Origin of the sequence: Aliifodinibius sp. S!AR15-10, from assembly GCF_031569985.1 — a bacterium.
Lineage (GTDB): Bacteria > Bacteroidota > Rhodothermia > Balneolales > Balneolaceae > JAMQKA01.
Window position 1 is genome coordinate 1 of sequence record NZ_JAMQKA010000063.1, and the last position, 26,242, is coordinate 26,242.

General features: G+C 47.8%; 17 protein-coding genes. 14 read left to right on the plus strand and 3 right to left on the minus strand.

Annotated features, from left to right (window positions below):
- Window positions 1-429 precede the first annotated feature (429 nt).
- From NC796_RS23970 to NC796_RS24005, 8 genes are all read left to right on the plus strand, one after another.
- The gene (locus NC796_RS23970; protein WP_310688349.1) at window positions 430-3,819 is read left to right on the plus strand and encodes a VCBS repeat-containing protein; all 3,390 of its coding nucleotides are present in this window, start codon (window positions 430-432) and stop codon (window positions 3,817-3,819) included.
- A 94-nt stretch (window positions 3,820-3,913) separates the two neighbouring features.
- Window positions 3,914-6,952: a glycoside hydrolase family 2 TIM barrel-domain containing protein gene (locus NC796_RS23975; RefSeq protein WP_310688350.1), complete on the plus strand. Its 3,039-nt coding sequence runs from the start codon at window positions 3,914-3,916 to the stop codon at window positions 6,950-6,952.
- A 124-nt stretch (window positions 6,953-7,076) separates the two neighbouring features.
- Window positions 7,077-9,269: a hypothetical protein gene (locus NC796_RS23980; RefSeq protein ID WP_310688351.1), complete on the plus strand. Its 2,193-nt coding sequence runs from the start codon at window positions 7,077-7,079 to the stop codon at window positions 9,267-9,269.
- Between the two features lie 115 nt (window positions 9,270-9,384).
- Window positions 9,385-9,675 (plus strand): hypothetical protein, encoded by a 291-nt coding sequence (locus tag NC796_RS23985; RefSeq protein ID WP_310688352.1) that lies wholly within the window; start codon window positions 9,385-9,387, stop codon window positions 9,673-9,675.
- Between the two features lie 98 nt (window positions 9,676-9,773).
- Complete coding sequence (locus NC796_RS23990) at window positions 9,774-10,799, plus strand: glycosyl hydrolase 53 family protein (protein ID WP_310688353.1); 1,026 nt, start codon at window positions 9,774-9,776, stop codon at window positions 10,797-10,799.
- 76 nt (window positions 10,800-10,875) lie between these two features.
- Window positions 10,876-11,766 (plus strand): alpha/beta hydrolase, encoded by an 891-nt coding sequence (locus NC796_RS23995; RefSeq protein ID WP_310688354.1) that lies wholly within the window; start codon window positions 10,876-10,878, stop codon window positions 11,764-11,766.
- Between the two features lie 86 nt (window positions 11,767-11,852).
- A complete protein-coding gene (locus NC796_RS24000) occupies window positions 11,853-13,199 on the plus strand; it encodes a serine hydrolase domain-containing protein (RefSeq protein ID WP_310688355.1) in 1,347 nt (448 codons plus the stop codon).
- A gap of 16 nt (window positions 13,200-13,215) precedes the next feature.
- Complete coding sequence (locus tag NC796_RS24005; RefSeq protein WP_310688356.1) at window positions 13,216-14,214, plus strand: alpha/beta hydrolase; 999 nt, start codon at window positions 13,216-13,218, stop codon at window positions 14,212-14,214.
- Window positions 14,215-14,386: 172 nt separating this feature from the next.
- Here the strand turns inward: NC796_RS24005 and NC796_RS24010 are convergent, their stop codons facing one another.
- The 3 genes from NC796_RS24010 to NC796_RS24020 form a co-directional block, all read right to left on the minus strand.
- A complete protein-coding gene (locus tag NC796_RS24010; protein ID WP_310688357.1) occupies window positions 14,387-14,611 on the minus strand; it encodes a hypothetical protein in 225 nt (74 codons plus the stop codon).
- Window positions 14,612-14,719: 108 nt separating this feature from the next.
- Window positions 14,720-15,298, minus strand: coding sequence for a hypothetical protein (locus NC796_RS24015; RefSeq protein WP_310688358.1), 579 nt, complete (start codon window positions 15,296-15,298; stop codon window positions 14,720-14,722).
- A 76-nt stretch (window positions 15,299-15,374) separates the two neighbouring features.
- Complete coding sequence (locus NC796_RS24020) at window positions 15,375-15,629, minus strand: hypothetical protein (RefSeq protein ID WP_310688359.1); 255 nt, start codon at window positions 15,627-15,629, stop codon at window positions 15,375-15,377.
- 1,192 nt (window positions 15,630-16,821) lie between these two features.
- Between NC796_RS24020 and NC796_RS24025 the strand changes: the two genes are divergently transcribed.
- The 6 genes from NC796_RS24025 to NC796_RS24050 all read left to right on the plus strand — a co-directional run bounded on the left by NC796_RS24025 (window position 16,822) and on the right by NC796_RS24050 (window position 25,917).
- The gene (locus NC796_RS24025) at window positions 16,822-17,787 is read left to right on the plus strand and encodes a glycoside hydrolase family 43 protein (protein WP_310688360.1); all 966 of its coding nucleotides are present in this window, start codon (window positions 16,822-16,824) and stop codon (window positions 17,785-17,787) included.
- Between the two features lie 257 nt (window positions 17,788-18,044).
- Window positions 18,045-18,209: a hypothetical protein gene (locus NC796_RS24030; protein ID WP_310688361.1), complete on the plus strand. Its 165-nt coding sequence runs from the start codon at window positions 18,045-18,047 to the stop codon at window positions 18,207-18,209.
- Between the two features lie 546 nt (window positions 18,210-18,755).
- The gene (locus NC796_RS24035) at window positions 18,756-22,091 is read left to right on the plus strand and encodes a glycosyl hydrolase 115 family protein (RefSeq protein WP_310688362.1); all 3,336 of its coding nucleotides are present in this window, start codon (window positions 18,756-18,758) and stop codon (window positions 22,089-22,091) included.
- Between the two features lie 362 nt (window positions 22,092-22,453).
- Entirely contained in the window at window positions 22,454-22,624 is a 171-nt protein-coding gene (locus NC796_RS24040) for a DUF4469 domain-containing protein (protein WP_310688370.1), read from the plus strand.
- A gap of 899 nt (window positions 22,625-23,523) precedes the next feature.
- Window positions 23,524-24,789 (plus strand): parallel beta-helix domain-containing protein, encoded by a 1,266-nt coding sequence (locus tag NC796_RS24045; protein WP_310688363.1) that lies wholly within the window; start codon window positions 23,524-23,526, stop codon window positions 24,787-24,789.
- Window positions 24,790-24,876: 87 nt separating this feature from the next.
- A complete protein-coding gene (locus NC796_RS24050) occupies window positions 24,877-25,917 on the plus strand; it encodes an SO2930 family diheme c-type cytochrome (protein ID WP_310688364.1) in 1,041 nt (346 codons plus the stop codon).
- Window positions 25,918-26,242: the final 325 nt, after the last annotated feature.

The window sequence follows — 26,242 nt, forward strand, 5'->3', positions numbered from 1 at the left end:
CTCCCGGCAGCAGCTGGTCGATCAACTCATGAGCTACATCAAAGACTATAACCAGAAGAACGCAAAACCATTCAACTGGACCTATGGAAAAGAGTACCTCACGAATTAAGTGGTAATGACACTAGTGTACTGTCCAAATATTAATATGGATAATGAATAAGCTATAACACAAAGCTACACCAAGAAGTCACAAAGGACCACAAAGAAATAAAATAGGCCTTGGGTAACTTTGAGATGTGCTTTGTGGATCTTTGTGAAACAGCCCAGCGGTAGCTGATCAATAACATCTAACCAATGTTAATTAAGCGACACTACACTAGGTTATGGATTTGGTATTCGCGAGGAATATTCGGGTCCCAGTTCAAGGTGACCTGCTTCTTTGATCGCATGGTTTTATGAGACTTCTGTAACTGACGTAAGACGACATTTATGATTAAACCTACTAAGCTCTTTGATTATTTAATAGTGCCTGTTCTTGTCATCGCATTGGTAACGGGTTGTAAAAATGGGAAAGAGCAAGATAAATTATTCACGCTGCTTGAATCCTCACATACCAATATTCATTTCTCCAATGATCTAACGGAAACAACACAAATGAATATCGCGGACTACTTGTATTTCTATGACGGCGGGGGAGTAGCGGTCGGAGATATCAACAACGATGGCCTGAAAGACCTCTTCTTTGCCTCTAATCAGTCTGAGGATAAATTGTATTTGAACAGAGGTGATTTTGTTTTTGAGGATATTTCAGAAAAAGCCGGCCTCGATCAAGATACGGCATGGTCCACCGGCGTAGCGATGGCTGATGTGAATGGGGATGGCTACCTTGATATTTATGTCAGTCAGTTAGGTGAATACAAGAGTATTCGTGGTAGAAACAGGTTGTACATTAATAATGGGGGAGATGGGTTGTCATTTACTGAAAAGGCTGAGGAATATGGTTTGGACCATGTGGGATTCGGTACCCAGGCGAGCTTTTTTGATTATGACAACGACGGCGACCTCGATGCGTATTTATTGAACCACAGCGATCACAACGTGCAAAATCTTGATTCCGCTTCCGTTCGGTTAACGCACGACCCAATGGCAGGAGACAAATTGTTGAGAAACGATACCCCCCTCTTTCCCCCCTCAAGGGGGGACGTAAGGGGGGTATTTACAGATGTTACCCGTGAAGCCGGTATCTACAGCAGCTCTTTAGGGTTTGGATTGGGAGTGGCCGTATCTGATCTAAACAAGGATGGGTGCATAGACATCTACATTGCCAACGATTTCCATGAAAACGATTATTTGTATGTCAACAATTGTGACGGAACATTTACGGAAAGGCTGGAACAGAAGATCACGCACACCAGTTTGTCCTCTATGGGCAATGACATTGCCGACTTTAATAATGATGGATTGCCTGATATAGTGGTTCTGGACATGCTGCCTGAAAAAGAGGAGATATTGAAAAGATCTGTTACAGAAGAACCTCAAGCTTACCATAAGAGGCTTGAGTTTGGATATGGTCGCCAACTTGCAAGGAACACCCTGCAACTGAATTTGGGGAATGGGCATTTTAGTGAAATTGCTCTCCTGGCCGATGTGCATGCTACAGACTGGAGCTGGAGCCCGCTTTTTTCCGATCTGGACAACGACGGAAGGAAGGATCTTTTTGTGACCAATGGCATTGTGAAAAGACCCAATGATCTTGATTTTTTGAAATATAAATGGCAACTGATAAGAGAAAACACTTCAGGGAGATCCCAACAGGAAATAGATGACTTCATCTCAAAAAGGGATTCGTTAAATCTTCTGTTTCTCGATAAATTGCCAACTGACAGAATATCTAATAAAGTATATCGAGGTATTGAGGATAGCCTGGCTTTTGAAGACAAGACGGTAGATTGGGGAGTGGAATATCCCTTTTTTTCCAACGGCGCCGCATATGCTGACCTGGATAATGATGGCGATCTCGATCTTGTTTTAAATAATATAAACGAAAAAGCTGCTGTTTACCGGAACAATGCGGATACGCTTTTATCGAATCATTATCTTCGCATTCGGCTCATTGGTGATCAAAAGAATTTGTCGGGAATAGGCGCCAAAGTGACCATTAAAACCCAAGAGGGGTTGCAGTTTTTGGAACAGGCACCCGTCAGGGGATTCCAGTCATCCGTTGACCAGGATCTTCATTTTGGACTGGGCAAAATCGAATCGGTTGATACCGTTCGGGTTATATGGCCTGACGGCAGATACCAGGTTCTGACAGATGTTGAAGCCAATCAATTACTTACCGTCTATCAGAAAGATGCAACCGGCCACTACGATTACAAAACATCTGATTCCGGTTCAACATTGTTAACGGATATTAGTGAAGAAATAAATTTGAGTTTCGAGCACGAAGAAAACAGTTACAATGATTTTGAATGGCAGCCCTTGCTTCCCCATAAATTATCCACCCAGGGCCCCAAACTTGCTGTAGGTGACGTAAACGGGGATGGCCTGGATGACTTTTACGCAGGTGGGGCTGTGAACCAATCGGGGCATCTGTTTATTCAGTCCGCATCCGGAGAATTTTCAAACAAGCGTCAAGCTGATTTTCTCAATGACAGTGATTCCGAGGATGTCGATGCAGCCTTTCTTGACATTGACGGCGATGATGACCTGGATCTCTACGTCGTAAGCGGGGGTAATGAATGGCAGTTTAGCAGAGAAGTTTTGAAAGACCGGTTATATATCAATGACGGAGACGGAAATTTCACAAAGTCAATGGACCTGCTCCCTGATGACTTTTATTCAAATGGTTCAACTGTGGCTCCGGGCGACTTTGATGCTGACGGGGACATGGATCTGTTTGTTGGCACACGATCTGTTATAAACAGTTATGGGCTGAACCCAAAAAATTATCTACTTCAAAATAATGGGAAAGGCGTTCTGGAAAATGCAACAGACGAGATTATACCTGATTTGCCTGGCGGAATGGTGACGGACGCAATCTGGACCGACATCAACAATGATCAGGAATTAGACCTGGTGACAGTGGGAGAATGGATGCCGGTTATGGTTTTTATAAACTCCGGGGGTAAGCTATTAAGCATTACTGATGAAGCAGGATTGGGAAAAACACACGGTTGGTGGAATACCATAGAGCCGGCAGATATTGACAACGATGGTGATGTTGACCTGATCGCTGGAAACCTGGGATTAAACTCTAAAATAAAGGCCTCTGATCAAGAACCGGCCACAATGTATGTGAAGGATTTTAACGAGGATGGCATACTGGAGCAGATATTATGTTTTTACAAAGATCATGTCAGTAGACCCTTTATAACCAGGGACGAACTGATTAACCAAATACCAGGTTTAGCAGCAAAATTCCCCACTTATCAATCTTATTCCCAGGTCAGAAGGGCAGAGGATATATTTGGCGAAGACTTATTGGAGCAAGCCCGAAAACAGACAGCATATAAATTCAGCAGCAGCGTCTTTGAAAACCTGGGTAATCATTCGTTCAAGATACATTCGTTGCCGGTTGAAGCAAATTTTGCACCCATCTATTCAATTCTGGCAGACGATGTGGATGGGGATGGAAACATTGATTTGCTAGCCGGGGGTAATTTGACTGATGCCTCCATTCGTCTGGGATTATACGATGCGAGCTATGGGTTATTATTGAAAGGCGATGGGCAAGGAGGATTCAACCCTGTATCATCAAATAAAAGCGGGGTATTCGTAAAAGGACAAATCAGGAACATTAAAAAGCTCAAGCAGGCCGATGGCCGGAACAGTTATTTAATGGCCAGAAACAATGATGAAATTGTGTTTTATAGATAATGATGGCCCAAGAGGTCTTTGCAATGACAAGCCGTGAAACCAGGATTTTGCAAAGCTCTTCTAAATAAATTAATTCCTAATCGGAGATCGAACAATGAAAGAGGTAAATAGGACTCCCGATATTCTTTCACTCATTGTACTCCTTTTGACACTTGTCAGTTGCAAAGGAGCACAGGAGAAGAATGTACAAATCCCACACAATGACGTTTGGCCGCGACCTGAAATTATACCTCTGCCTTCCGAACTTGCGGGAACAGAAGAACCTGTCATTTCCCTGAACGGTCAATGGAAGTTTACCTCTGATCCTCCGGAGGCTTTTTGGAGAAACGAGGTCAGCCCCACATCCTGGAAAGATATCAAGGTACCTGCGGAGGCCAGTTTTCATGTAGAAGGGTTGAATCCATATCGTCGATTGGAGCCCGGAGAATATCACTATGTATATAAAACAAGAATTCAGATTCCCTCCGAATTTAGCGGCAAAAAGATCAAACTTCGATTTGAGGGGGTTACAGGAACGGCTGAAGCATGGGTAAATGCGCAAAGGGTTGGGGAACATCATGGTGGATTCACTATCTGGAATCCGGATATAACCGAACATGTTACCCCCGGTCAAGAAGCCTGGATTGCCGTGGCAGTACGTGAGCCCAGTGGCAGTACCTCGACTAATACCTATAGAGGAGGAATAATACGGGATGTGGAACTTGTAGCCCTGCCGGAGACCCATATAACAAGATTGAATATTGAGACCGATCTTGACGAGCAATACCGTGATGCGATCCTAAAGCTATGGCTTCGTACTGAATTTTCCGACACATCTGACACTGCTAATATTAATTTTACGCTCTTGGATCCGGAAGGGGAACAGGTGACTCTGAATCCGGCTTCTATGGAGCTAACAAGGAAACAATCAGAACAGATAATCGGGATACCGGTTGCAGATCCTGTAAAATGGACGGCTGAACATCCCAAACTTTATACCCTGGAAACTCGCTTGGAAGTCGACGGAAAGGTCCAGGAGACCATTATAGAAAAAATTGGATTCAGGGAAGTTACTATTGATGGAAGGAAACTGCTGGTCAACGGCAACGAAGTTAAACTGAGGGGATCGGGCCAGTTCGACAGTGATCCACTTGACGGCAAATCACTTTCTGCTGAAGATGCCATTCGTGACATACAGCTCTACAAAAATGCCAATCACAATATGATACGCCCGTCTTGTTATATCACTACGGAAGATTTCCTGGCAGCGGCCGATAGCATCGGGATGTATATCATGGGAGAGATGCCGGTTACATTTGCCGCCCAAACCTCAGACAATGAATTCCTGCTCCCCGAATACCTGAATCAGACTGCTGAAACGGTTGAACAGGCCCGGAATCATCCGAGTATTATTATATGGATGCTCGCAAATGAAACAGGCTATGGATTTAACATCAAAAAAATGTCGCACTATGTGCATGCGGAAGACAGCAGCCGTCCCGTGATGTACAGCTGGTCCCATAGAGTAACGCCAAGCGACCCGCTGCCCTATGAAATCTACAGCTACCACTACCCGTCATATGATGTCGATCTAAGCGAGCCTGGTGTGGCCGTATTCAACGGAGAGCTCAATCGTGAAATTCCGCCGATGCCTGTTTTGGCTGACGAATTTGCCCACCCGGCATCTTACAATTACGAGGAAATGCGGCGGGACCCCAACGTACGCAACTTTTGGGGACGAAGCATTAAGATATTCTGGGAGAAGATGTTTACTACTCGCGGGTCACTCGGAGGTGCAATTTTTGCGGGTATCGACCATCCGATAAATCATACCAATGTATATCCATGGGGCTTGCTTGATAAGTGGCGCAGACCCAAGCCCGAGTACTGGTCGGCCAAGAAAGCGTTTTCGCCGGTGCGTCTCGATGTGGAACAGATAAACCTTGAGGATGCCGATGCTTTGGTTCTGCCTGTAAAAAACTGGTTTGATCATACAAATCTGAGTGAAATAACATTCACGTGGTCGGTTGGAGAGAGAACCGAAACCATTCAGGGGCCGGATGTTTCTCCTCGAGAAGAGGGTACGGTGCGGATCCCGTTTAACGGGCTGCAGCCGGGGGATCTCATAAATCTTAAAATACATCTTCCCAGAGATAACAGACTGATAGATGAATATAATGTATCGGTAGACCCTGAGTCTCGTTCATTGCCCTCACCGGCAGGTCCTGCACCTGACGTCAGCGAAGACTCACAACGTATTACGGTTGCAGGAGAGGACTTCAATATAACGTTCAGTAAACAAAGTGGATTAATAACTTCTGGCACGTTTGGAGGAACCCCTCTTATTACAGACGGGCCATACCTACACATTATCGGGGCTGAGTTAAGCGACTGGACACTTTCTGATATTGGAACATCGGTCGAAGATAATGAAGTGGTGGTAACCATCGATGGAACGTATCAGGCCAGACCTGAAATCCCGCGTGGTTTTGACGAAGATGAGGAGGATATTCCGGCCAGAGAACCTATAACTGTGGAAACCACCCTTGAGGTTCGGATTGATGGACAGGGATTAATAAGCACCGGTTATCAGATTCATCAGTTTCCCCTTGAAGCTCCGGAGACCAGGGTAGTTCCCTGGAATAATACCAACGCCGGTGGATATGAAGAAATCGGTGTACGCTTTCTATTAAATGACAGGATTAGCTCGCTAAGTTGGGAGCGAGATGGGCTTTGGTCGGCCTATCCGGAGAATCACATTGGACGAAATGAAGGAGTCGCCCCCCGTACTACGGAAAACGAGAAACAAGTGGGAATTGAACCTGATTGGCCGTGGAGCCTGGATCAAAAAGATTTCGATCTGTTTGGCCCTGATGACCCGGGGAACCGAGGGACCAATGACTTTCGAAGCATGAAAGAGAATATCTATCAGGCAACGGCTTTAACTCCAGAAGGTGTCGGCGTCCAGGCTTTGTCCGATGGCACCGAAGCCGTGCGACTCGAATTGGCGGGAGCGGGTCCAGCGACCGGAGTGTGGATGCATATCAATAATGAATGGAACTACAGGCACCTGGGACTGGGCAATTTTATGAAGCCCCCCATTATTATCCAATCGGGGTATAGTGATTATGTTTATGTACGTTTCGTGGACTAAAAAGTCTAAAACGCTAGATAAATTAGTATGAGAACAGATGAAATATATATCAATGAAATGTTGATAGAGTAGGATTCGATAGCCGAGTGATATTAACAGAATACAATCTCCAAAAGTGTAAAGTATGGAAAAGAAAATAATTTCAATTCTGACAGGGATGGTACTTTGTTTCCTATTCCTATTTCATTCGGGTTGCGATACGGAAGTAAATCATCAAAAAGAGTTAAAACCATATACCATCAATCATTGGACTGCGGACTCATCGCGAATCGACCTATCATTTTTGTTAGATGCACCAGCGGGCAAGCATGGTTTTGTTACGGCTAAAGGGGAGCATTTTTATACCGAAGACGGTAAACAGGTTCGTTTTTGGGGTGTAAACATTACCGACTGGAGCCCCGGCTCAGTGCAAATACCATCCATGGAAAATGCGGCTCTTTGGGCCCGGACATTGGCCAGGTATGGTATAAATATGGTCCGGCTTACCTTCCTTGATTTTCAAACGCCACGCGGACTCATTGACGCCGATCGCAATGATACCCGGCACTTTGACCCCGAGCAGCTCGACCGGTTCGATTACTGGGTCTATCAACTCAAGCAACACGGTATCTATGTGAATTTCAATCTCGTAGTGGGACGTACATATAAGGAGGGAGATAATGTAGTTGATTACAAAGATATAGGATGGGCCAAGTACATTACCTATTTTTCTCCCCAGATGATTGAGCTACAGAAAGAGCTGGCAGAAAAATGGCTCTCGCACAAAAATCCCTACACCGGCACGCAATACCGGAATGAACCGGCAATAGCTGTATTTGAACTGGTCAACGAGAATACCCTTTTTCATGCTTGGCACAGTGGAGCTCTCCACCCACCCGAGGAACCTCGGTCAGATCCGAATTTTAAGCCCATCACGCCCTTCTATTCCCAAATGCTTACAGAGCAGTTTAACGAATATCTGGAACAGCAGTACACAGCCGATGAATTAGTCCAGTTGCGCCAAGAGGCTGGAGTGGAAGAAAACGAACCCATTCCCCGACTCAAGAAATCAGAAGTACAGTCTGAGACGGACCCCGGGGAGCTGTTTCATGCGACGATGGATTTCTATATGCATGTAGAGCGGAGTTATTTTGAGGAGATGGAGCGCTATCTAAAGAATGAGGTAGGGCTGAAATCATTGCTATATGGGACAGCTGATTTTTTTCATATGAGCGGGCCATCCTACCCGATGGTTTGGTCGAATTCAACATTGGATTTCATAGGCGGTCATATGTATTGGCAACATCCCAGTGTCAGTGGGGAAGTGAACACTCCAATGGTAAATGACCCCGGTTTTTCGAGCGTTATGCGCCTTTCGCGAACGGCATTGGCCGGGACGCCGTATGTCGTCCCGGAAACCAACCATCCTTCCCCGAATTTTTATGATAGTGAGGGGATTCCGATTATCAGTGCTTACGGTCGTTTTCAAGACTGGTCGGGAATTCTGATGTATACCTTTGAACCTAAGGGAAGCCGGGAATACGCTCCATATATCGGTGATTCCTTCGATATTTCTCATCATCCGGTGAAGATGCCGCAGATGGCGGCTGGTGCACTTATGTTTTTGCGAGGGGATGTGAGTCCGGCTGTCCAGACCCTGGAACGAACCTACACGATGGAACAGCTTCGGGAAACGATGCTGGGAACCGAAGCGGAACGCCCCTACTACACCCCCGAATTCGACGATCTGTTGGTACTGAAGCATGGGGTGCAGATTGGCTCGATGGATGGGCCCCCGACACAAGGAGAGCGGTTGGAAGAGGAACAGAATCCTATTGTGTCGGATACAGGAGAACTTGCCTGGCATCTTCCAGAAAACGAAAAGGAAGGAATGGTGACTATAGATGCTCCGCGCTCGCAGGGCATGATTGGTTTTGTTAAGCAGTATGAGGTTTCCATGGAGAATCTTTCGATCGAAGTGGACAATGAATTTTGTTCGATTACCCTGTCTTCACTGGATGAGGACACTAGGGCGATTGCCGATGCTTCCCGGATGCTTTTAGTGGCGGGAGCCCGGGCAGAAAATACCGGAACAATCTGGGGTGAGGCTGGGATGCGAATTACCGAACGCGGGGAATCCCCTTCACGCATTGAAGTGGTTACCGGAGAGGTGACTCTGCGGGGACTTGAGGGTGCAGAATCAGTACGGGTATATGCACTGGACGGCAGCGGTCGGCGGATGGGAAAACCGGTAATAGCAGAATCAACTGGATCAGATTGGGTATTCTCTATTGGCGATCAGACGACTACCTGGTATGAAGTGATTGTTCAAAGATAACTTGATACAAATTATATGTTCGCCCATTATAAAAGTTCAAGGATACCGAAATGCCCTACGTAGCACATGAGTGGGGAAACACAACGTTTTTCCCGAGATCAGTAGATATACTGGCATGTATAAGGCGAAAAACTTGGAAATGTTCAGGTCGCTCATGAACGAGAACGGGCCGGAAGGGAAGGTGCACGAATTTATGATGGCATCTGAGAAGCTCCAGGCTATAATGTATAAGGCCGAGATCGAGGCCGCACTCAGAACGCCCGGTTTCGCCGGCTTACAGTTGCTTAATCTGAATGATTCTCCCGGCCAGGGAACGGCATTGATTGACGTGTTGAATGCATTCTGGAAAGAAAAGGGATATATCACGCCGGAAGCATTTCAGCTGACATCTTTTCACAACAACTAAAATGAATGAAACAAGTAATGATTATGAGGAAATCACAAAAAAAATTGGTATTCATTTGGTCCGTTTTTGTCATATTAGGACTATTTTTCAATAAAGGAATGGCACAACAGCCTGATTCTATTTCTACGGTTGATATTAACTACGCTATAGGTGCAGACCTGTCCTTCCTTAAATCCGCCGAAGACCGGGGCGTGGAATTCAAGGAGAATGGGGAAGTGAAGCCGGGACTTGAAATCTTCAGCGATCACGGGTACAACTGGATCCGTCTGCGGCTGTTCCATTCACCCGACCGACTGCCCAACGACCTGGAATATACGATCGAGCTGGCTCAGGAGGCCCAAGAGCGTGGATTCAAATTCCTGCTCGATTATCACTATGCCGATAGCTGGGCCGATCCCGGCAAGCAGCCGATTCCCGCAGCCTGGGATACGACCAATGTTGAAGTACTGATCGATTCAGTGTACCAGTATACCAAAAATACGATTGAGGCATTTCGCAAGGCAGGCGTAATGCCGGAGATGGTACAGATCGGCAATGAAGTGAGAAATGGCATGATGTGGCCACTTGGAAAACTGCCTGAGAACTGGGACAATTTCGCAGCTCTCTTTAAAGCGGGTGTGGACGGAGTAGATGCCGGTCGGGGACAGGCACCACGACCATTGATTATGCTTCATTACGATAACGGGGCTGATACCGACGGGGCAAAACAGTACTACGAGAAGTTCAACTCCTACAATATCCCCTATGACATCATCGGTCTTTCATACTATCCCTGGTGGCACGGTAACCTGCTGCAGTTGCGAGAAAACCTGCTTTCGCTGGTCGATAATTTTGACAAGGATATCGTGCTTGTAGAAACAGGCTATCGTCCACACGAATACGAAGATTTTGCCGCACCTTATCCTGAAGATACACCCGGCGGGCCGCGCAAGGCCTTCCTGGAGGATGTGAATGAAACGTTGTTAAACGTTTCCAGCCGCAAGGTTAAAGGCGTCTTCTGGTGGGAGCCCGCCAGTCGATGTGGAAGTGATTACTTTGACGAAGATTGCAATGCGCGACCTGTCATCAACGTGTTTGACAAGTACAAGCGAGGGAAAACGGGAGAAGATGATGCTCCGGAGTAGCATATCTTAGCTTCTAAAGAAAAATAACCTGAAATTAAGCCACTTTTTAATAGTAACTCCAAGGAAAAATAGTGTAATGAAAGCAATCAGTCTAGAATTAGTAAACAGAGGTGCCATATCTCTGGTATTGGCGATATTTACCGTTGCTGCCGCTACTGGCACCAGCATGGGGCAGTCCTTCGAAAGTCCGGTTAACAGTGTAATCGATTCAGAACAAAAAACAATTACAGTGACCGAAGATATCCGGTACAAGGAAGGAGACAGCGAGGCATGGAAGCTCGACCTGGCGATGCCGGCTAATTTCGGGAGCGGGCTGCGCCCGGCGTTGGTGATCGTCCACGGTGGCGGATGGAGAGGCGGCTCAAAGTCGGTTGACGTCTACCAGAAGATGATGGTTGACTATGCCCAGCAGGGGTATGTCACTATTAATATCAACTATCGCCTGTTGGATGAAGCCGAGTTCCCGGCCTGTATTGAAGATGTGAAGACCGCCGTTCGCTGGCTACGCGCCCATGCCGACCAGTACCAAGTAGACCCCGACCGAATCGGGGCGTATGGGCACTCGGCAGGTGCACACCTGGCCATGATGCTGGCGATGGCTCCGGAATCGGCCAGTCTGGAAGGCGAAGGCTGGAACGAGTATTCAAGTATGGTCAATGTAGCTGCCGCCGGTTCACCTCCCACCGAACTGGGTCGTGATACCCCGATGGCAAAAGAAGAATGGTGGCCGATCGGGTATATCGCGGGCGACCATCCTCCGCTCTTTCTTATCCAGGGCAGTGAGGACTCTGTTGTTCGCCCCGAGCTGACCGAAGACTTTGTCGAAAAGATGAAAGATGCGGGAGCAGATATCAAATACATGAAACTGGAAGGCGGCCATGGGGTGGCCTATAACGAACAGCTCGATGTTACCGAACCCGCACTGGAGGAGTTTTTTGCCAAACACCTGAAGCCGGGGCAACAATAAATCTAATGATAAAGATGGGGCGGTGGAGATACCGCCTCTTTTTTATGACAGATAATTTTTTTTAGATAATTAATACGGAGATAATTATGAAGAGAATACTCCTCTATACAGTATGTATTACTGCCGCAATGTGGGTATTCGGGTGCAGCAGTGATACAAACACCGCTGAAGTACCCCAGCAATTTAATCACGATATTAACCTGCAGAACGCAGGTACCAGCGCTGACAAAGTGGCCAGTGTGGATTCCCTGCTTCAGTCTTTTGTGAACCAAAAGAAGGCCAGCAGTATAGCTGCATTTGTGGCCAAGGGTGGTAATGTAGTATATCACAAGGCATTTGGTTGGAAGGATATCGAAAACGAAGTGCCGGCCACCGTTGACGATTATTATATCCTGTTTTCACAAACCAAAGCGGTCGTTACCGTTGCATTTATGACGCTTGCAGAACAGGGACTTGTGGCCGTGGATGAACCGGTTTCAGAATACTTTCCCGAAATTCCCAACCAGGTGGTGACTTCGGTCAACGAGGACGGGACCTATGAAACGCGCCCCGTTAAGTCACCGATGACGTTTGCCCATCTGATGTCGCACTCATCGGGACTTAATGCCGGCCCTGTCGGCCAGATTCGGGATGCTGAAATGCAGGGATCCCAGGAGTCCGAAAATGCGAGCTCAGATGATACGCCGGGAGGGCAGCGCAGCTTTGGCACTGATCCTGAGTCGCGATACCTGGAAGATGAGATGCTTGCCCTGGCCGAATATCCGCTCGGCTTTGATCCGGGAACAGAATGGAATTACCACATCAGCACGAATATGCTGGGGTACATGATTGAGCGTATTTCCGGCCAACCGTTGCGGCAGTATGTGAAGGAGACGGTGCTCGATCCGCTCGGCATGGATGATACTGACTGGTACTACGATGACCCGGCGGCCCTCGACCGCTTTGTGAAGGTCTACAACGCTGTTGACGGGGAGCTGGAACCCGCCTCAAACCGGTTCAGCGAGGCGACCGTCAGCGACCAGCAGACCTACGTTGAGGGGGCAATCGGACTGAACGGGCCGATCGAGGATTACGCCAAATTCTGCCAGATGCTGCTCAACAAGGGTGAATTCAACGGGCAGCGAATATTGCAACCGGAGACCATCGAGCAGATGACAACCATAAACCGGCTGCCTGAGGTAAACTCCGGTGGCGAGGGCTTCCAGTTTGGGCTCGGATTTGAGCTTTACAATGAACAAAAGAAACCTGTTCCCGAAGTCTCAAACACCGCATACGCCTGGGGTGGGCTGTACGGCACGTCATACATCATCGATCCCGCGAACGATATGATCGCCCTGTTCTACCTGAATATGCCCCGGCATGAACCACTGTACCCACAGTTCCTCAGTAAAGCATATCAACTGTTTGAGACAAATAGCATTAAACAAAAATAATGGAGGAATCAATAATATGAGTAAAAGGAAATTATTAAACATCTATCTGCAAATAGTTTGTGTTCTGTTAATGCTGCCGTCATTTGCTACGGCACAGCAGCCTGATATGCCGGCGGGATGGTCGGACGGCTACGTCTATGCGAATGGAATTCGTATGCACTATTACCAAGCTGTTCCGGCGCCGGAAAAACCGGTAATTGTGATGTTTCACGGCGTTACGGATAACGGTCTCTGCTGGAGTACGTTGACTTGGGAGCTGCAGGATGATTATAACATTTTTATGGTTGACACCCGCGGTCACGGCCTGTCGGATCCCTTCACGTCTTCCGACGACGGCGATACCCTGGTGAAAGACGTGGTTGCGTTTGTAGAGGAGAAGGGATTCGAGAAGCCGATCCTGATGGGCCATTCCATGGGAGCGGCCACGGTCATGAGGGTAGGGGCAGAGTATCCCGAGCTGGCAGAGGCGATTGTTATGCTTGATCCCGGCCTGGGAAGAGGTCCCGGCGGGCAGGCTGATGACGAAGACCAGGAACAGGACATTGATGAAGAAACTGAAGAGAATGAGGAGCGTGAAGGTCCGCCCACTCCCCCGCAGAACCCGGATCAGCTTTCCGTAAGTATGTTTGGTTCGCCCGAAACGCTGGTTGCCCAGAACAACTACAGCTTTGAAGACCTGGTGGCGTTATGCCAGCGCCAGAACAGCAAGTGGGCAATGATGGATTGCCATTATTGGGCACTCTCGAAAAAGCAGTATCACGGCGCCTATAGCAGCCAGAAGTGGCAGGTGATGTCTGGCACAATGCGGACAGGCAATTCATTGGCAAAGATCCCGGTGCCCGCACTCATTCTGAAAGCAGATGCCTCCCTGGAGGAACGTAAAACCCACAAGGAAGCGGTCAGCGTGATGCAGGACGGCGAGCTCGTGCATATCGATGAAGCCGGCCACAACCTGCACCATGACGAGTTAAGGCGTACCGTGGAAGAGATCACGGAGTTTCTTTCCGATCTCTAAATAGCAGCGCATTTTTTAACAAGCACAATTGCAGGATATTTACCACCAGGTACCGCCTCGTCTGTGGCGGTACTTTTATATTGCTCTACAATCCACACATCTTCGAGGTAGAAAAGAGTATAAGTTAACGTCAGTTCGAGATAAACAGCCGGTACGATTTACTTTTGAACCACTAACCCTTCCAGCTGCTAAAAAACGGTCGATGACCGGCATGTAGCAGCATTCCGGGAAACCCGAGGACTATTCCAGCAAAATTGCTCGCTTCCGTCCGCTCTGCGGCGGAAACCCCTCTGACGCTCCGCGTCTCTATGGTACCATAGGTTGTATTGGACACGGAGCGTCCAAACAGGTCCCAACGCAGAGCATTGGGACCAAGCGTGGAATCTACAATCCACACATTTTCGTGGTAGTAAAAAGAGCAGAAGTAAGTTTTTAAGCCTCAGAGTGTCCGGTTTAAATCCACCATTTCATCATTTTAAACAGATCGTTTTGCCCCTTAACACATTTAATCAAAGTTCTTCTTTTGTACGGTCCACTGGGGAGATTTAGAGAGGCCGCTGGGAGAGCCGGTAAACAACTTACCAGCCTCTTCATCGCCTTTTAGCTGCCATTGGTACCAGGCAGTGGCTACTTTGGCAAATTCACCCCCGTGAGGCTCAGCATAGGTCCCGGCATGTCCGACATCCATGTTGGCCATGAAAACCGGTACATGATTGATCCGCTTGAAGTCATCCATGCCGTTGTCATAAGCGATATCAGACTCACCGCCCAACATATAGAGCGTAGGTGAGTGCAGCTTGTCCAGCTGTTTTTTAGAGAGGGAAGGCATGCCCTCCATGCCACTATCAGGACTTGGCAAAATACCGCTATTAAATACACCAACAGTTGTAATCCGTTCATCCGGGGCTACTTCAAGGGCCTGGAGACCACCACATGACATGCCGCTAACAGCGATGTTTTCTGTATCAATTTTATTGTGGTAGGGACTGTCTTTGTCACTATTTTGTGCTATGGCCCAGTCTAAAGCATCAGTTAACAGAGAAGATTTTGACAATTCCCTCTTTTTTTCTCCTTCTTCTGGCATAGGTCCAATGGCTATAACCAGAAAGCCGTGGGAAGCCACTTCATTTAAAAAGTTGACATGCTCCCAGGGAGAATTATTACATGCCCCGTTCCCCCAGGCTATGATGGGTAGTTTTATTCCCGAAAACACTCAGATTTTCGGGACGAAATACCGTATGTGTGGGTAATGTATTTTCCGAAATCATTAATGCCTTATAGGGACCAGTACCCCCGGCCTCCACAGTTCGTGATTCACTTTGTGCCAAAGCTGAATTTAAAGAAACCGTTCCGATGAACAGTACGGATAAAAAGATGGTGTACAAGATCTTCTGGTGATGTTTAAATCGTTTCATAAGGCGTTTATTGATTTATTTTATGATCTCTGAAGGTACCTGCGAAATGTACAGGCCTAGCAATAAATAATTGAATAGATCTCTGGTGAGCCGGAAAGTTAGCGATCAAAATCTCCCACTATTCCTGTTTCAAAATCGATGAGTCTGTTTCCTATAATAACAAGAAAAAACCAGCTTTATGCAGGGGATATTTGTCAATGTATTATGGTGAATTTCGGAATATCGCTAACTAGGGCCTGCTCAAAAAAATTCGCGAACGCTTTTTTTGGTAAGGAGTGTTCCTTTTGTGTGAACAAAAACGAACCCCAAAAATCACCGCTTGGGGATTTATTAGCTCGGTTTCTTTCTTAACGCCTGCGCTGCCTTTGCCCGGCCGGATCATAAATAAAAGGCCGGGGGGAGAACCCCCAGGTATCTCTGGCAGCCCCAAGTCCAGAAAATCCCTGCTACAGGTGCTCTGAGATACCCTTAAAGTGGAAAAGCACGTTCCTTATAAAAGCAGAAGGCGAAAATATCTGGGATTTTATGGTGAGTTTTTTGGTGCCCAGTTCGAAAGTCCCGACCCTTGTCGGGATTTTCCTCACCGAAAAAATGAACACCCCATTTTGAAAGGGATTGCTAACTTATGGTAGGATATATAGTGCCTACCCAAAAGCTAACAAAATGCAGGGTTTTTGAGGGAATTAGCGAATAATTTTGCATTTGAACACCCATTTAACCTTGCAAGTTGCTTGCCAATAATGACTTAGTATCCGTCTGAGGAAGCTCTAACTACTAACTCTTTTTCGAAATTTTCTTTGAAGTTAATCTTCCCTTTCAGAAACGCCTCACTATTCAATAATTTTTACAGATAAAGCCCCTTCTTATTCTTTGATATTAGGCCCTTTTTATTCACTTTTAATCTGTTGTAGTCGCAGCCTGAAGAAATCAGTGTTTTATTATTGAATTAGCCAGATAAGAATGAATAATCAAGCAAACTCATTTGCAGTTAGTACCCAGACTGATCCTTTTCATTTGTTTTATAACTGCAGGAAATTTGTTGGCTCAGACAAGAGGTTGGATGGCTCGTTCTCCCATCATTTATCCTGATAAAAGTGTACCCTTAAGCTTTGAAGCTAATTCCTTACTGAACATTGGAACTTGAACATACCATTTTAATACCATGAGAATCATTTTTTTCGCACTGATATTAATGCTGAATTTTTCTACAGTCTTTGCTCAAGGGTGGATACCCGAAGTAAGAGAAGATGTCCCCTTGGACTCTATCAGGCTTAGCGATCCCGCCATTCTTGCTGATGAAAAAACGCAAACCTACTACATGACCGGAACGGGTGGCTTGCTTTGGGAAAGCAAGGACCTGCGTACATGGACGGGTCCTTTCAAGGTTGTAGAGACCGATCCTGAATCATGGATGGGGCCTCAACCAATGATATGGGCCGCCGAATTACATCAATACAAGGGTAAGTATTATTACTTTGCCACATTCACCAACAGGGATGTGGTTATCGATACGGTAAAGGGCAATGCCATTAATCGGCGTTCCAGTCATGTATTGGTTAGTGACCAGCCCGATGGCCCTTACGTTCCCATGGAAGACGATATGTATTTGCCACCGGATATCCCCACTTTGGATGGCACTTTTTGGGTAGGAAAGGATGGCAAACCGTATATGATTTACTGCGAAGAATGGTTGATTAACTGGAACGGGACCATGGAAAAAATCGAATTGAAACCTGATTTGTCCGGTACTGTGGGGGAAGGAGAAGTGTTGTTTCGGGCATCTGATTCTCCCTGGAGCAAGGAGCGGGATGAAGACGGTAATGTGATCCCCAACAAGGTTACCGATGGCCCCTGGTTGTTCGAAACGCAAACCGGAAAGTTGGGGATGATATGGACAAGCTGGGCTTTTGATGACTATGTACAGGGGGTGGCTTACTCAGAAAGCGGTACACTGGACGGTCCATGGGTACACCAAGAGGAGCTGATAACTCCGCCAAACTTCGGGCATGGCATGCTCTTTCGAACCTTTGAAGGAAAGCTGCTTATGTCGGCTCACAGCCACAAAAGTGCAGAAGGGCGCTACATCCGAATACCTCATCTTTTTGAAGTGGATGATTCCGGGGACAGAATAGCCGTAAAGGGACTATATCAGCCGTAGATAAAATTAAAAGTCTATTAGCATGGCAGGCACTTCCCGACCGTTTGTATCGGGGTGCCGGTGAGGAATGCAGTGGCAGATTTTCGTCTTTGCTATCTGCACTCTGCCTGTAGATATTGGGATAACGACCTTCGGTAAACGCCAATATTACAGATTCGGATCTTATGAGCAAAATGCTTATAAAAAATTGGGGACGAGCAATTCACTATTAGAAATTCAAGTGTCTACCCTCATCCTGAAAGCAGATGCCTCCGCAGGTGCGCGAGACCCACAAGGAAGCGGTCAGCGTTATACAGCACGGCGAGCTCGTGCATATCGATGGAGCCGGCTACAACTTGCACCATGAGGAATCAAGGCGCACCATGGAAGAAGATCATGGAGTTTCTTTCAACGCTTTAGTGGCAGCTATCTCGGTAAACTAAAATTTCGGCAGTAGCGCCCTGTGTGCACCAAGCCTCAGGGTTCGTTTTATAGTTGACTACCGCCACATGGGGTATGTGCCCTTCGACGCATACCCTATGTGCCGTACTACGCACGGCGACTTACTTTAATGAATGGGGGAGCTTAGATTGATCTTGGTACCCTTTTTTGACCCACCCTCTACTACGCCAAGGCTTCTTAGAGCAAACTAATCCTTTCAAAGCGTCCCCCTCCCTGCGACAGCGAGTTTCTGTTGTAGGGAGAGAACGAAGCCTGTCCCGAAGATTTTCGGGGAGTGGGTTACACAAAGGGCAAAGCATGAGTAAATTCTCGCGCTATGGATAAGGCAGAACTGTGTTGTATCTGTCAGATAAGCGGAAATAAATGGTTACTCAATCGAAATAACGCGTTAAGCTAATATCTGGAAAAATGCTTGCATATGATTGAGATATTAAACCTATTAAGTCACTGCAAGACAGAGTTTCAAATGAGAATTACCGATCAAACCTACAATGCATTATATAATTACTACCCTTCTATTTTTATTAATGGCAATTCTTGGCTGCCATCAGGCTTTAGCCCAATTTACCATTACAGACCAGGATGGTGCCATATCCATTGTGCACGATATTGAACACTCGGCCTTGGATTCCATTGCCGCGCACCTGCTGGCCCGGGATATCGAGGCCGTAACCGGTCAGCGACCGGAGGTCTTTACCGACCTGCATGAAGTGGGGGGCAATGTGATCATCCTCGGCGATGTCAGCTCCGATTTGATCAGCCGCCATGTGGATACGTCCCGCCTTGCGGGCCGGTGGGAGATGTATGGGCGGGTATTTAGAGATGGACCTACCGCTGGTATCGATCAGGCGATGTTCATCGTTGGGAGCGATCCCCGGGGGATGGCCTACGGGGTTTTCGAACTGTCGAGGGAGATTGGCGTGTCACCCTGGTACTGGTGGGCGGACGTGCCGGTGGAACAGAAGAACACCTTGTCAGTGAGTGCCCAAGACACATTTTCAACCTCCCCATCAGTTAAGTATCGGGGCGTCTTTCTCAATGATGAAGGGTGGGGTTTGGAACCCTGGGCGTCCAACACGTTTGAGCCGTCCGTTGGCAATATGGGGCCCAAAACCTACGCCAAAATCTTTGAGCTGTTGCTCCGCCTGAAGGCTGACATGGTGTGGCCGGCGATGCACCCCAATACCGAGCCTTTCTTCCAGGTGCCCGGCAACGCCGAGACCGCCGAAAAATGGGAAATTGTGGTCGGAACGTCTCACGCTGAGCCAATGCTCCGTAACAACGTGGGCGAATGGGATCACGAAGAGAGGGGCGACTTCAATTACCAGACCAACGCCTCCTCAGTCTACGAATACTGGCAGGAGCGGGTAAAAGAGAGCAAGGATGTGAACGCCATCTACACGGTAGGCATGCGGGGCGTGCACGACAGCGGCATGGAAGGGTTCGACTCTATGGACGAGAAAGTCAGTGCGCTCGAAAAGGTGATTTCCGATCAGCGGGGACTGCTCAGCAGGTATATCAATGAAGATGTGTCCGAAGTACCGCAGTCGTTTACCCCGTATAAAGAGGTGCTCGAAATCTACGAAAATGGCCTGAAGGTCCCGGAAGATATTACCATCACGTGGCCCGACGATAATCATGGGTATATCCGGCGGTTCTCCGACCAAGCCGAGCAGCGCCGTTCGGGCGGGGCAGGGGTGTATTACCACTTGTCGTATCTTGGAGCACCTCACCCGTATATCTGGCTATCCCCGACAACACCCGCCCAGGTCTGGCGGGAGATGCGGCGCGCCTGGCTGCAAAACATGAATGAGATATGGATCGCCAACGTGGGTGATATAAAGCGCCGCGAATGGGAGACCGAGTTCTTTATGGACATAGCCTGGAACATTGATTCGTGGAGCCCGGAAAATATCAAAAGCTACTTTGAAACCGTTGCTTCACGGGACATTTCGGAGGAGCATGGCGAAGAGATATCTGAGATGATGTGGGAATACTACCGGCTGGCCACCGAGCGGAAGCCGGAATTTATGGGCTTCAACGAATCGCAATGGAACGGGTGGACGCCCATCCGGGATCCGCTGTACAGCCTGTGGCATTATGGCGATGAGGTTCAGCGGCGGATGGAGAGCTATCAGCAGCTGCAGTCCCGTGCACAAAAACTCAGGGATGAGATTCCCGATGAGGCCCGTGACACGTACTTCCACCTGGTCTATTATCCCATTGCCGGGGCCACGGCTATGAACGAGAAGTGGCTGTACGCCTACAAAAGCAGGGAGTATGCCAACCAGGGCCGGGCGGCGGCGAACACGATGAGCGATTCGGCATTTGCGGCATACGATCAGATACAACAGTTAACCCACCATTATAACCACGAGGTGGCCGGGGGCAAATGGGAGCACATCGTAGATTACAGCCCCAGCTATGAAAAAGGCTCCCTGGTATTTTGGGAGCCGATCACCAAGCGCATCGAAACCGAAGATGCCCGTGGATTGGGGGTTGCAATTGAAGGTCAGCCTGAACCCCTCCAGCCGACCAAAGGCAGCCTGCCCGGCATCACAACACGGGGATCAAACATTGAGCTGAACGCCTCGGAGGCCGAGCTGTCCGGGGAGCTTGAGACGGGAACAGATTCGGAAGGAACGTTCGTAAGGTGGCCGGAAGAGGGGAGCGATCGCACAATTTCCGGCTTACACTGGGATACGATTCCATATGAAATAGACCATCCCACAAAAGCGGTGTTTGAATTTTACCTGGAGGACGAGCCCGGTGGAGTCCACACCCTCAATATGTCGACCTATCACCCGGACGAAGACAGCAACTCCTGGTGGGTTACCGTTAATGACAAGCCGGTGGTTCAGGCGGACGGTCCGGTAGGCCGAATCCAGCAGCTGAAGGTTGACGAATATGTGCTGAAACCGGGCAGGAATACCCTGACGATTCATCCCCGCGAGGACGGAGCCAAACTTTACGGGATAGAGTTTGTCCAGGAATCCCAGAACCTGTCCCCAAGTTACACTGAAATGAATCGTCTTCCGACATTCAATCGCTACACCCGGCAGCACCACTTTGTTGACATTTACAGCCGCGGGCAAGAAACCCAGCATTGGTCCGCCAAAACCAGTGCTCCTTGGATTCAGCTGAGTGATGATGAAGGGGAACTGAGCGGCGGATCCGAGCGCATATGGGTAACCGTCAACTATGACCAAGCACCTGCCAGCGGTGATATTAGTGGTCACATTGACATTACCAGTGGTGAGCAAAGCTACCGGGTCGCGGTCTCGGCGTTCAATCAACAACTCTATCCTTCATCAGACGCCTTTATCGAGACGAACGGTGTAATTTCCATGCTGGCCGGCCAGTATAGCCAAAATCAGGTTGGGAGAGCAGCTTCCTGGCGCCCGGTAACCGGGTTGGGGCGCAGCGGTTCAGCGATGCTGCTGGAGCCTATGAAAGGGTGGTACGTCAAGGAGTTGTCGCAGGTGCACCAGCAATCTCCCGCGCTCGAATATGAAATTGTGGTTACCGAAGGCGGGGCGGCCGAGGTGATCGTTGAGGCGGTGCCGGCCTTTCCGCTGAACCCATCCCAACAGCTGCGATGCGCCATCAGCATTGGCGACGGGGAGCCCCAGTGGATCAACTTTGAAATGGGCAATCCCGGTTCGCAACCGTGGATAGACAATGTGCTGGAAAGTCGCATGATCGGAACCGGCCAGCTGGACCTGGAACCCGGCACGTATCGACTTAAGCTGTGGGGGACCGATCCGTCCGTCAATGTTGATCAAATCACGATTGACTTTGGAGGGCTCGAGCCGTCTTATGTTGGGCCGTCTTCAACCAAGATAAGACGTGGTCATCTGTAATTCTTTTGTATTTGATTCGGGTGATCAATGGCTCGGGATTCCAGAGCTTGTTTCACTTATGGGATTGTTCATTTTTCAATGAGGAAAAACCTCGACGGATGGGAAATTCTAATAATCAACCTTCACAATGCCTCCCTCGTACGATATATCCATCAAAGTAGTCACACCAAACATTTCTAACGCACTAATACCATCAAATTTCAAGGTCTGTGTGCCATAGGCCCGAATTTATTTTTTGTAAGGATTCGGCCTGAAAGTGACCTAATTGGTGGGTCCACAACTAAGAAATGATTCATTATTGAAGCAAGAGAATCTATCTGCATCAAGGATTTTGTTATTGGTTACCCGGTTATTTATTATTGGTGAATCCCGGCCCGGGTTCCATTCTCAAACCCACGGAGACAGAGGCCAAAGCGGAGCAGGTCCGCACCAACGAGCCAAAGACGCTGACCCTGCGCATCCCGGAAAGCCGTACTGCAGGCAGCTGGCGTATTGAGGTACGCAATACAGCCTATAACAGCGCTACGTTGTGAAGCGGCTTGTTTACCTCCGAATTGACGGTGGAATAAAAGGCAACATTTTGCCGCAGTAGTTCCCCTACCTGAAGTAGACCATTTCACTACCCTGAAGCAGGTAATTTTACCTTCCTGAAGTACCCTGTTTCACTACCCTGAAGTGGTCTACTTTACTATATAGGCCTTACTATATAGGCCTTGTAAAGCTATAAAAGTGGCGACAGGGTGACAGTATGTTGCTCCGGGAGTAAAGAACCAGGAACCCGGAATATGTTTATTTTTAGCCCTTTGTTAACCCATCTTTATTTCCTACTTAATGAATCAGGGAGGAAGACTCACTAATTAAATTGTAGTCTTTTTGATTGATTTGGGGCGTTGTTCCGCATGAGATTGAAAGCACGGGTTTATGTACTATATCAAAACATTATAACGCGTCTCTCTCCCTGCTTTGTAGGGAGAGAACAAGCTCGCTCTACGAAGCCTTGAGCTTAGTTGAGAGTGGGTCACCTTTCATATGGCACAAGTTTGCAACTTGTGCCATATGAACTGCCAACTGGATTGGTGTTTTATCGGTCCAAGTTGCAAACTTGAACCGGTAGTGCCATAAATCTCAAAAACCTCATAAACCCTTTCAATGCGTTCCTCTCCCTGCGACGGTGGGGTTTTATTGGAGGGAGGGGACAGGGGTGGGTTCCCTAACGAGTAAATCATATCAAAAACAGGTAAATAGTTAATTAATTTGGAACTCCGAAGGCAAATTATGGTCTCACGAGGAGCCGTCAGGAGATCGCCAAGTCGACCTCAGCGTGGACCAAGAGGTGTCACAAAGCCTCCTCGCGATGACGGTTACTATTTTAGTAATTTTCACATTGAACTCAGGTTATACTTATATTGGGAAAAACTTGAGAGGGAAGCACATGATGAATATTACAAAGATAACCGCCTATAAAATTCCAATTCTGATCTTTGCTCTTGTTTTTTTGGACGGATGCGAATCAGCATCTGAATGCGATTTTGTAATTACACCCGGACCGGGGGCACAGGCAGATTTTCAAAATGCTCTAAATACCATTGAAAAGGGCTGTGTGGAACTTGAAGAGGGCACCTATGATTTTATCCGAACGCTCACAATGGACGAAAAGGCGGATGTCACCATTAAAGGAGCGGGACGGGATAGCACTATTCTGTCCTTTGCAGATCAGATTTCCGGCGCCGACGGGCTGCTGATCACCAACTCCAAAAATATTGTGGTGCGGGATTTTACTATTCGTGATGCGGTAGGCGATGCCCTGAAGTTCAGGGAGGCAGATGGGATTGTTATGTACCGTGTGGGTGCCGAATGGAGCGGAGAGCCTTCCGCAAAAAATGGAGCCTATGGATTGTACCCGGTACAAAGCAGCAATATTCTTATCGAAGAATGTTATGCATACGGGGCATCAGATGCCGGCATTTATGTAGGGCAATCCGATAAGGCGATCGTGCGAAACTCCAGGGCCGAAGGGAATGTGGCAGGCATAGAAATAGAAAATACGACCAATGCCGATGTCCACAATAACGTAGCATCTGACAATACGGCCGGTATCCTGGTCTTTGACCTGCCCGGTCTTACACAAAGTGGTGCCAGAACACGCGTGTTTGACAATACGGTCACAAAAAATGTACGCGGTAACTTTGCACCGGGCGGGAGCATCGTTTCCCAGGTACCCGCGGGAACGGGGATCCTCGTGTTAAGTACCGCTGAAGTTGAGGTGTTCAATAATACGATAGAAGAAAATAATGTAGCAGGCACTGCCGTCGCCAGCTATGCCGCGCTGGTCGAGCTGAATCTCGTGGCAAAACCCACCGACCCAAACTATGATCCTTTTCCCCGAAAAATCTATATCCATGATAATACCTACAGCAGGAGCAATACATACCCGGCCCCGGAAAACCAGTCGGAATTTGGGAATTTATTGGTCAAAAGTTTTGGGGACACACCCATTCCGGATATCATCCTGGATGGTCTTCTTTTGCCTGACAGTGGGTCCTCGGGCAGCATTTGTTTGCAGGATAATAAAGGTAGCAGCTTTGTAAACCTTAACCTGCCGAATGATTTCCCAAAGAACCTCAGTTTTGATGTCTCACCGCATAATTGTCGCATGGACCCGTTATTACCTGTAGAAGTTGAGGTTCCGGAATTATAAGAGAGGTAAGAAATGGTCAGCGACTTGTCCAACAGGATTATACGTTCTCTATGCCTGCCTTGCATAATGGGAGTGTTTCTTCTATTAATGTTCTCGTATTCCTGTAGCAGGCAGTCTGAAAAAGGGTGTCGTGATGGCATTCAGTCCCCCTGTCTCCCATTAGAGAAACCCCATCCAAAACTTTCTGATTATAATCTCTATAAAGAGCCCCTGGATAATCTTGAACCTGTCAGCGGCGTGCTCCCCTACGATTTGAATACCGAGCTTTTTTCGGATTATGCCCAAAAACAGCGATTTGTATATGTCCCCAAAGACACATTCATGATTTACCAGGAAGAAGAAGTGTTGGATTTTCTGGTTGGAAGCATGCTGGTCAAAAACTTTTATTACGACAAGGACCAGCGAGATCCTTCCTCGGAACGTATCATTATTGAGACGCGTCTGTTGATGCACAATGAAACCGGTTGGACGGCTGAAACCTACGTTTGGAACGAGGGACAGAACGAAGCGTTTCTACAACAAGCTGGTGAACTGAAAGATGTAGAGTGGATAGATCAGGAAGGGATAACCCGTAAGGTCAATTTCATCATTCCAACAAAAAACGACTGCAAAAAATGTCACGCCCACAATAGTTCACTGGTCCCCCTGGGGCCTAAAGTTCGGAATTTAAATAAAATATACCCGTATGCCGATGGGGAAATAAATCAGCTTACTAAATGGGAACAGCATGGGATATTACGCGAACGCCCTGATCTGCAAAAGATTCCCAAAGCACCAGTTTGGGATGATCCGTCAACCGGGACACTTCAGCAGCGGGCCCGCATTTACCTGGATGTGAACTGTGGCAATTGCCATAATCGTTCAGGATCTGCCGGCCACTCAGGACATTATCTTACTTACGAGGAAAAGGACTCTTCCCATTTGGGCATGTATAAAACTCCGGTAGCCGCAGGACGTGGATCGGGCGGCTTGCAATATGACATCGTGCCCGGCCATCCTGACCGGTCCATATTGGTTTTTCGTATGGAGTCGGTAGATCCTGCCGTACGGATGCCGGAAATCGGCCGTACACTTGTTCATGAAGAAGCGGTGGAATTGATCAGGGAGTGGGTCCAGGAGATGGATTGATCACAAGCGGTTCCTCGGGCCCTCTCTGGTTATAGAGTTTTCCACATTCATGGTCTAAAGAAATAGTTGGGAAAGATTCTTTCCTCACGGCTCCGCTACGTTTGCCCGGGCGGCTCATAAATCCCAGGCCGGAGAAACATAAATTCAGCTGCCTCGGGTGAGTTTTTGGTAGAAGTTCTTCAGTTCCGACTTCTGTCGGGGTTTTCCCCATCGGAAAAATGAACCCCTCCAGTGAGAAAAACTCCGGGATAGGGATGCCATTTTGATCTGGCACCTAAGACGGTATAAATTTCTCCAAAAAAATTGTAAGGGTAAACAACTTCTC

Coding starts and splice junctions, on each gene's coding strand:
- NC796_RS23970 (WP_310688349.1), top strand. CDS start 430: ATGATTAAACCTACTAAGCTCTTTGATTATTTAATAGTGCCTGTTCTT.
- NC796_RS23975 (WP_310688350.1), top strand. CDS start 3,914: ATGAAAGAGGTAAATAGGACTCCCGATATTCTTTCACTCATTGTACTC.
- NC796_RS23980 (WP_310688351.1), top strand. CDS start 7,077: ATGGAAAAGAAAATAATTTCAATTCTGACAGGGATGGTACTTTGTTTC.
- NC796_RS23985 (WP_310688352.1), top strand. CDS start 9,385: ATGTATAAGGCGAAAAACTTGGAAATGTTCAGGTCGCTCATGAACGAG.
- NC796_RS23990 (WP_310688353.1), top strand. CDS start 9,774: ATGGCACAACAGCCTGATTCTATTTCTACGGTTGATATTAACTACGCT.
- NC796_RS23995 (WP_310688354.1), top strand. CDS start 10,876: ATGAAAGCAATCAGTCTAGAATTAGTAAACAGAGGTGCCATATCTCTG.
- NC796_RS24000 (WP_310688355.1), top strand. CDS start 11,853: ATGAAGAGAATACTCCTCTATACAGTATGTATTACTGCCGCAATGTGG.
- NC796_RS24005 (WP_310688356.1), top strand. CDS start 13,216: ATGAGTAAAAGGAAATTATTAAACATCTATCTGCAAATAGTTTGTGTT.
- NC796_RS24015 (WP_310688358.1), bottom strand. CDS start 15,298: ATGCCAGAAGAAGGAGAAAAAAAGAGGGAATTGTCAAAATCTTCTCTG.
- NC796_RS24020 (WP_310688359.1), bottom strand. CDS start 15,629: ATGAAACGATTTAAACATCACCAGAAGATCTTGTACACCATCTTTTTA.
- NC796_RS24025 (WP_310688360.1), top strand. CDS start 16,822: ATGCTGAATTTTTCTACAGTCTTTGCTCAAGGGTGGATACCCGAAGTA.
- NC796_RS24035 (WP_310688362.1), top strand. CDS start 18,756: ATGGCAATTCTTGGCTGCCATCAGGCTTTAGCCCAATTTACCATTACA.
- NC796_RS24045 (WP_310688363.1), top strand. CDS start 23,524: ATGATGAATATTACAAAGATAACCGCCTATAAAATTCCAATTCTGATC.
- NC796_RS24050 (WP_310688364.1), top strand. CDS start 24,877: ATGTTCTCGTATTCCTGTAGCAGGCAGTCTGAAAAAGGGTGTCGTGAT.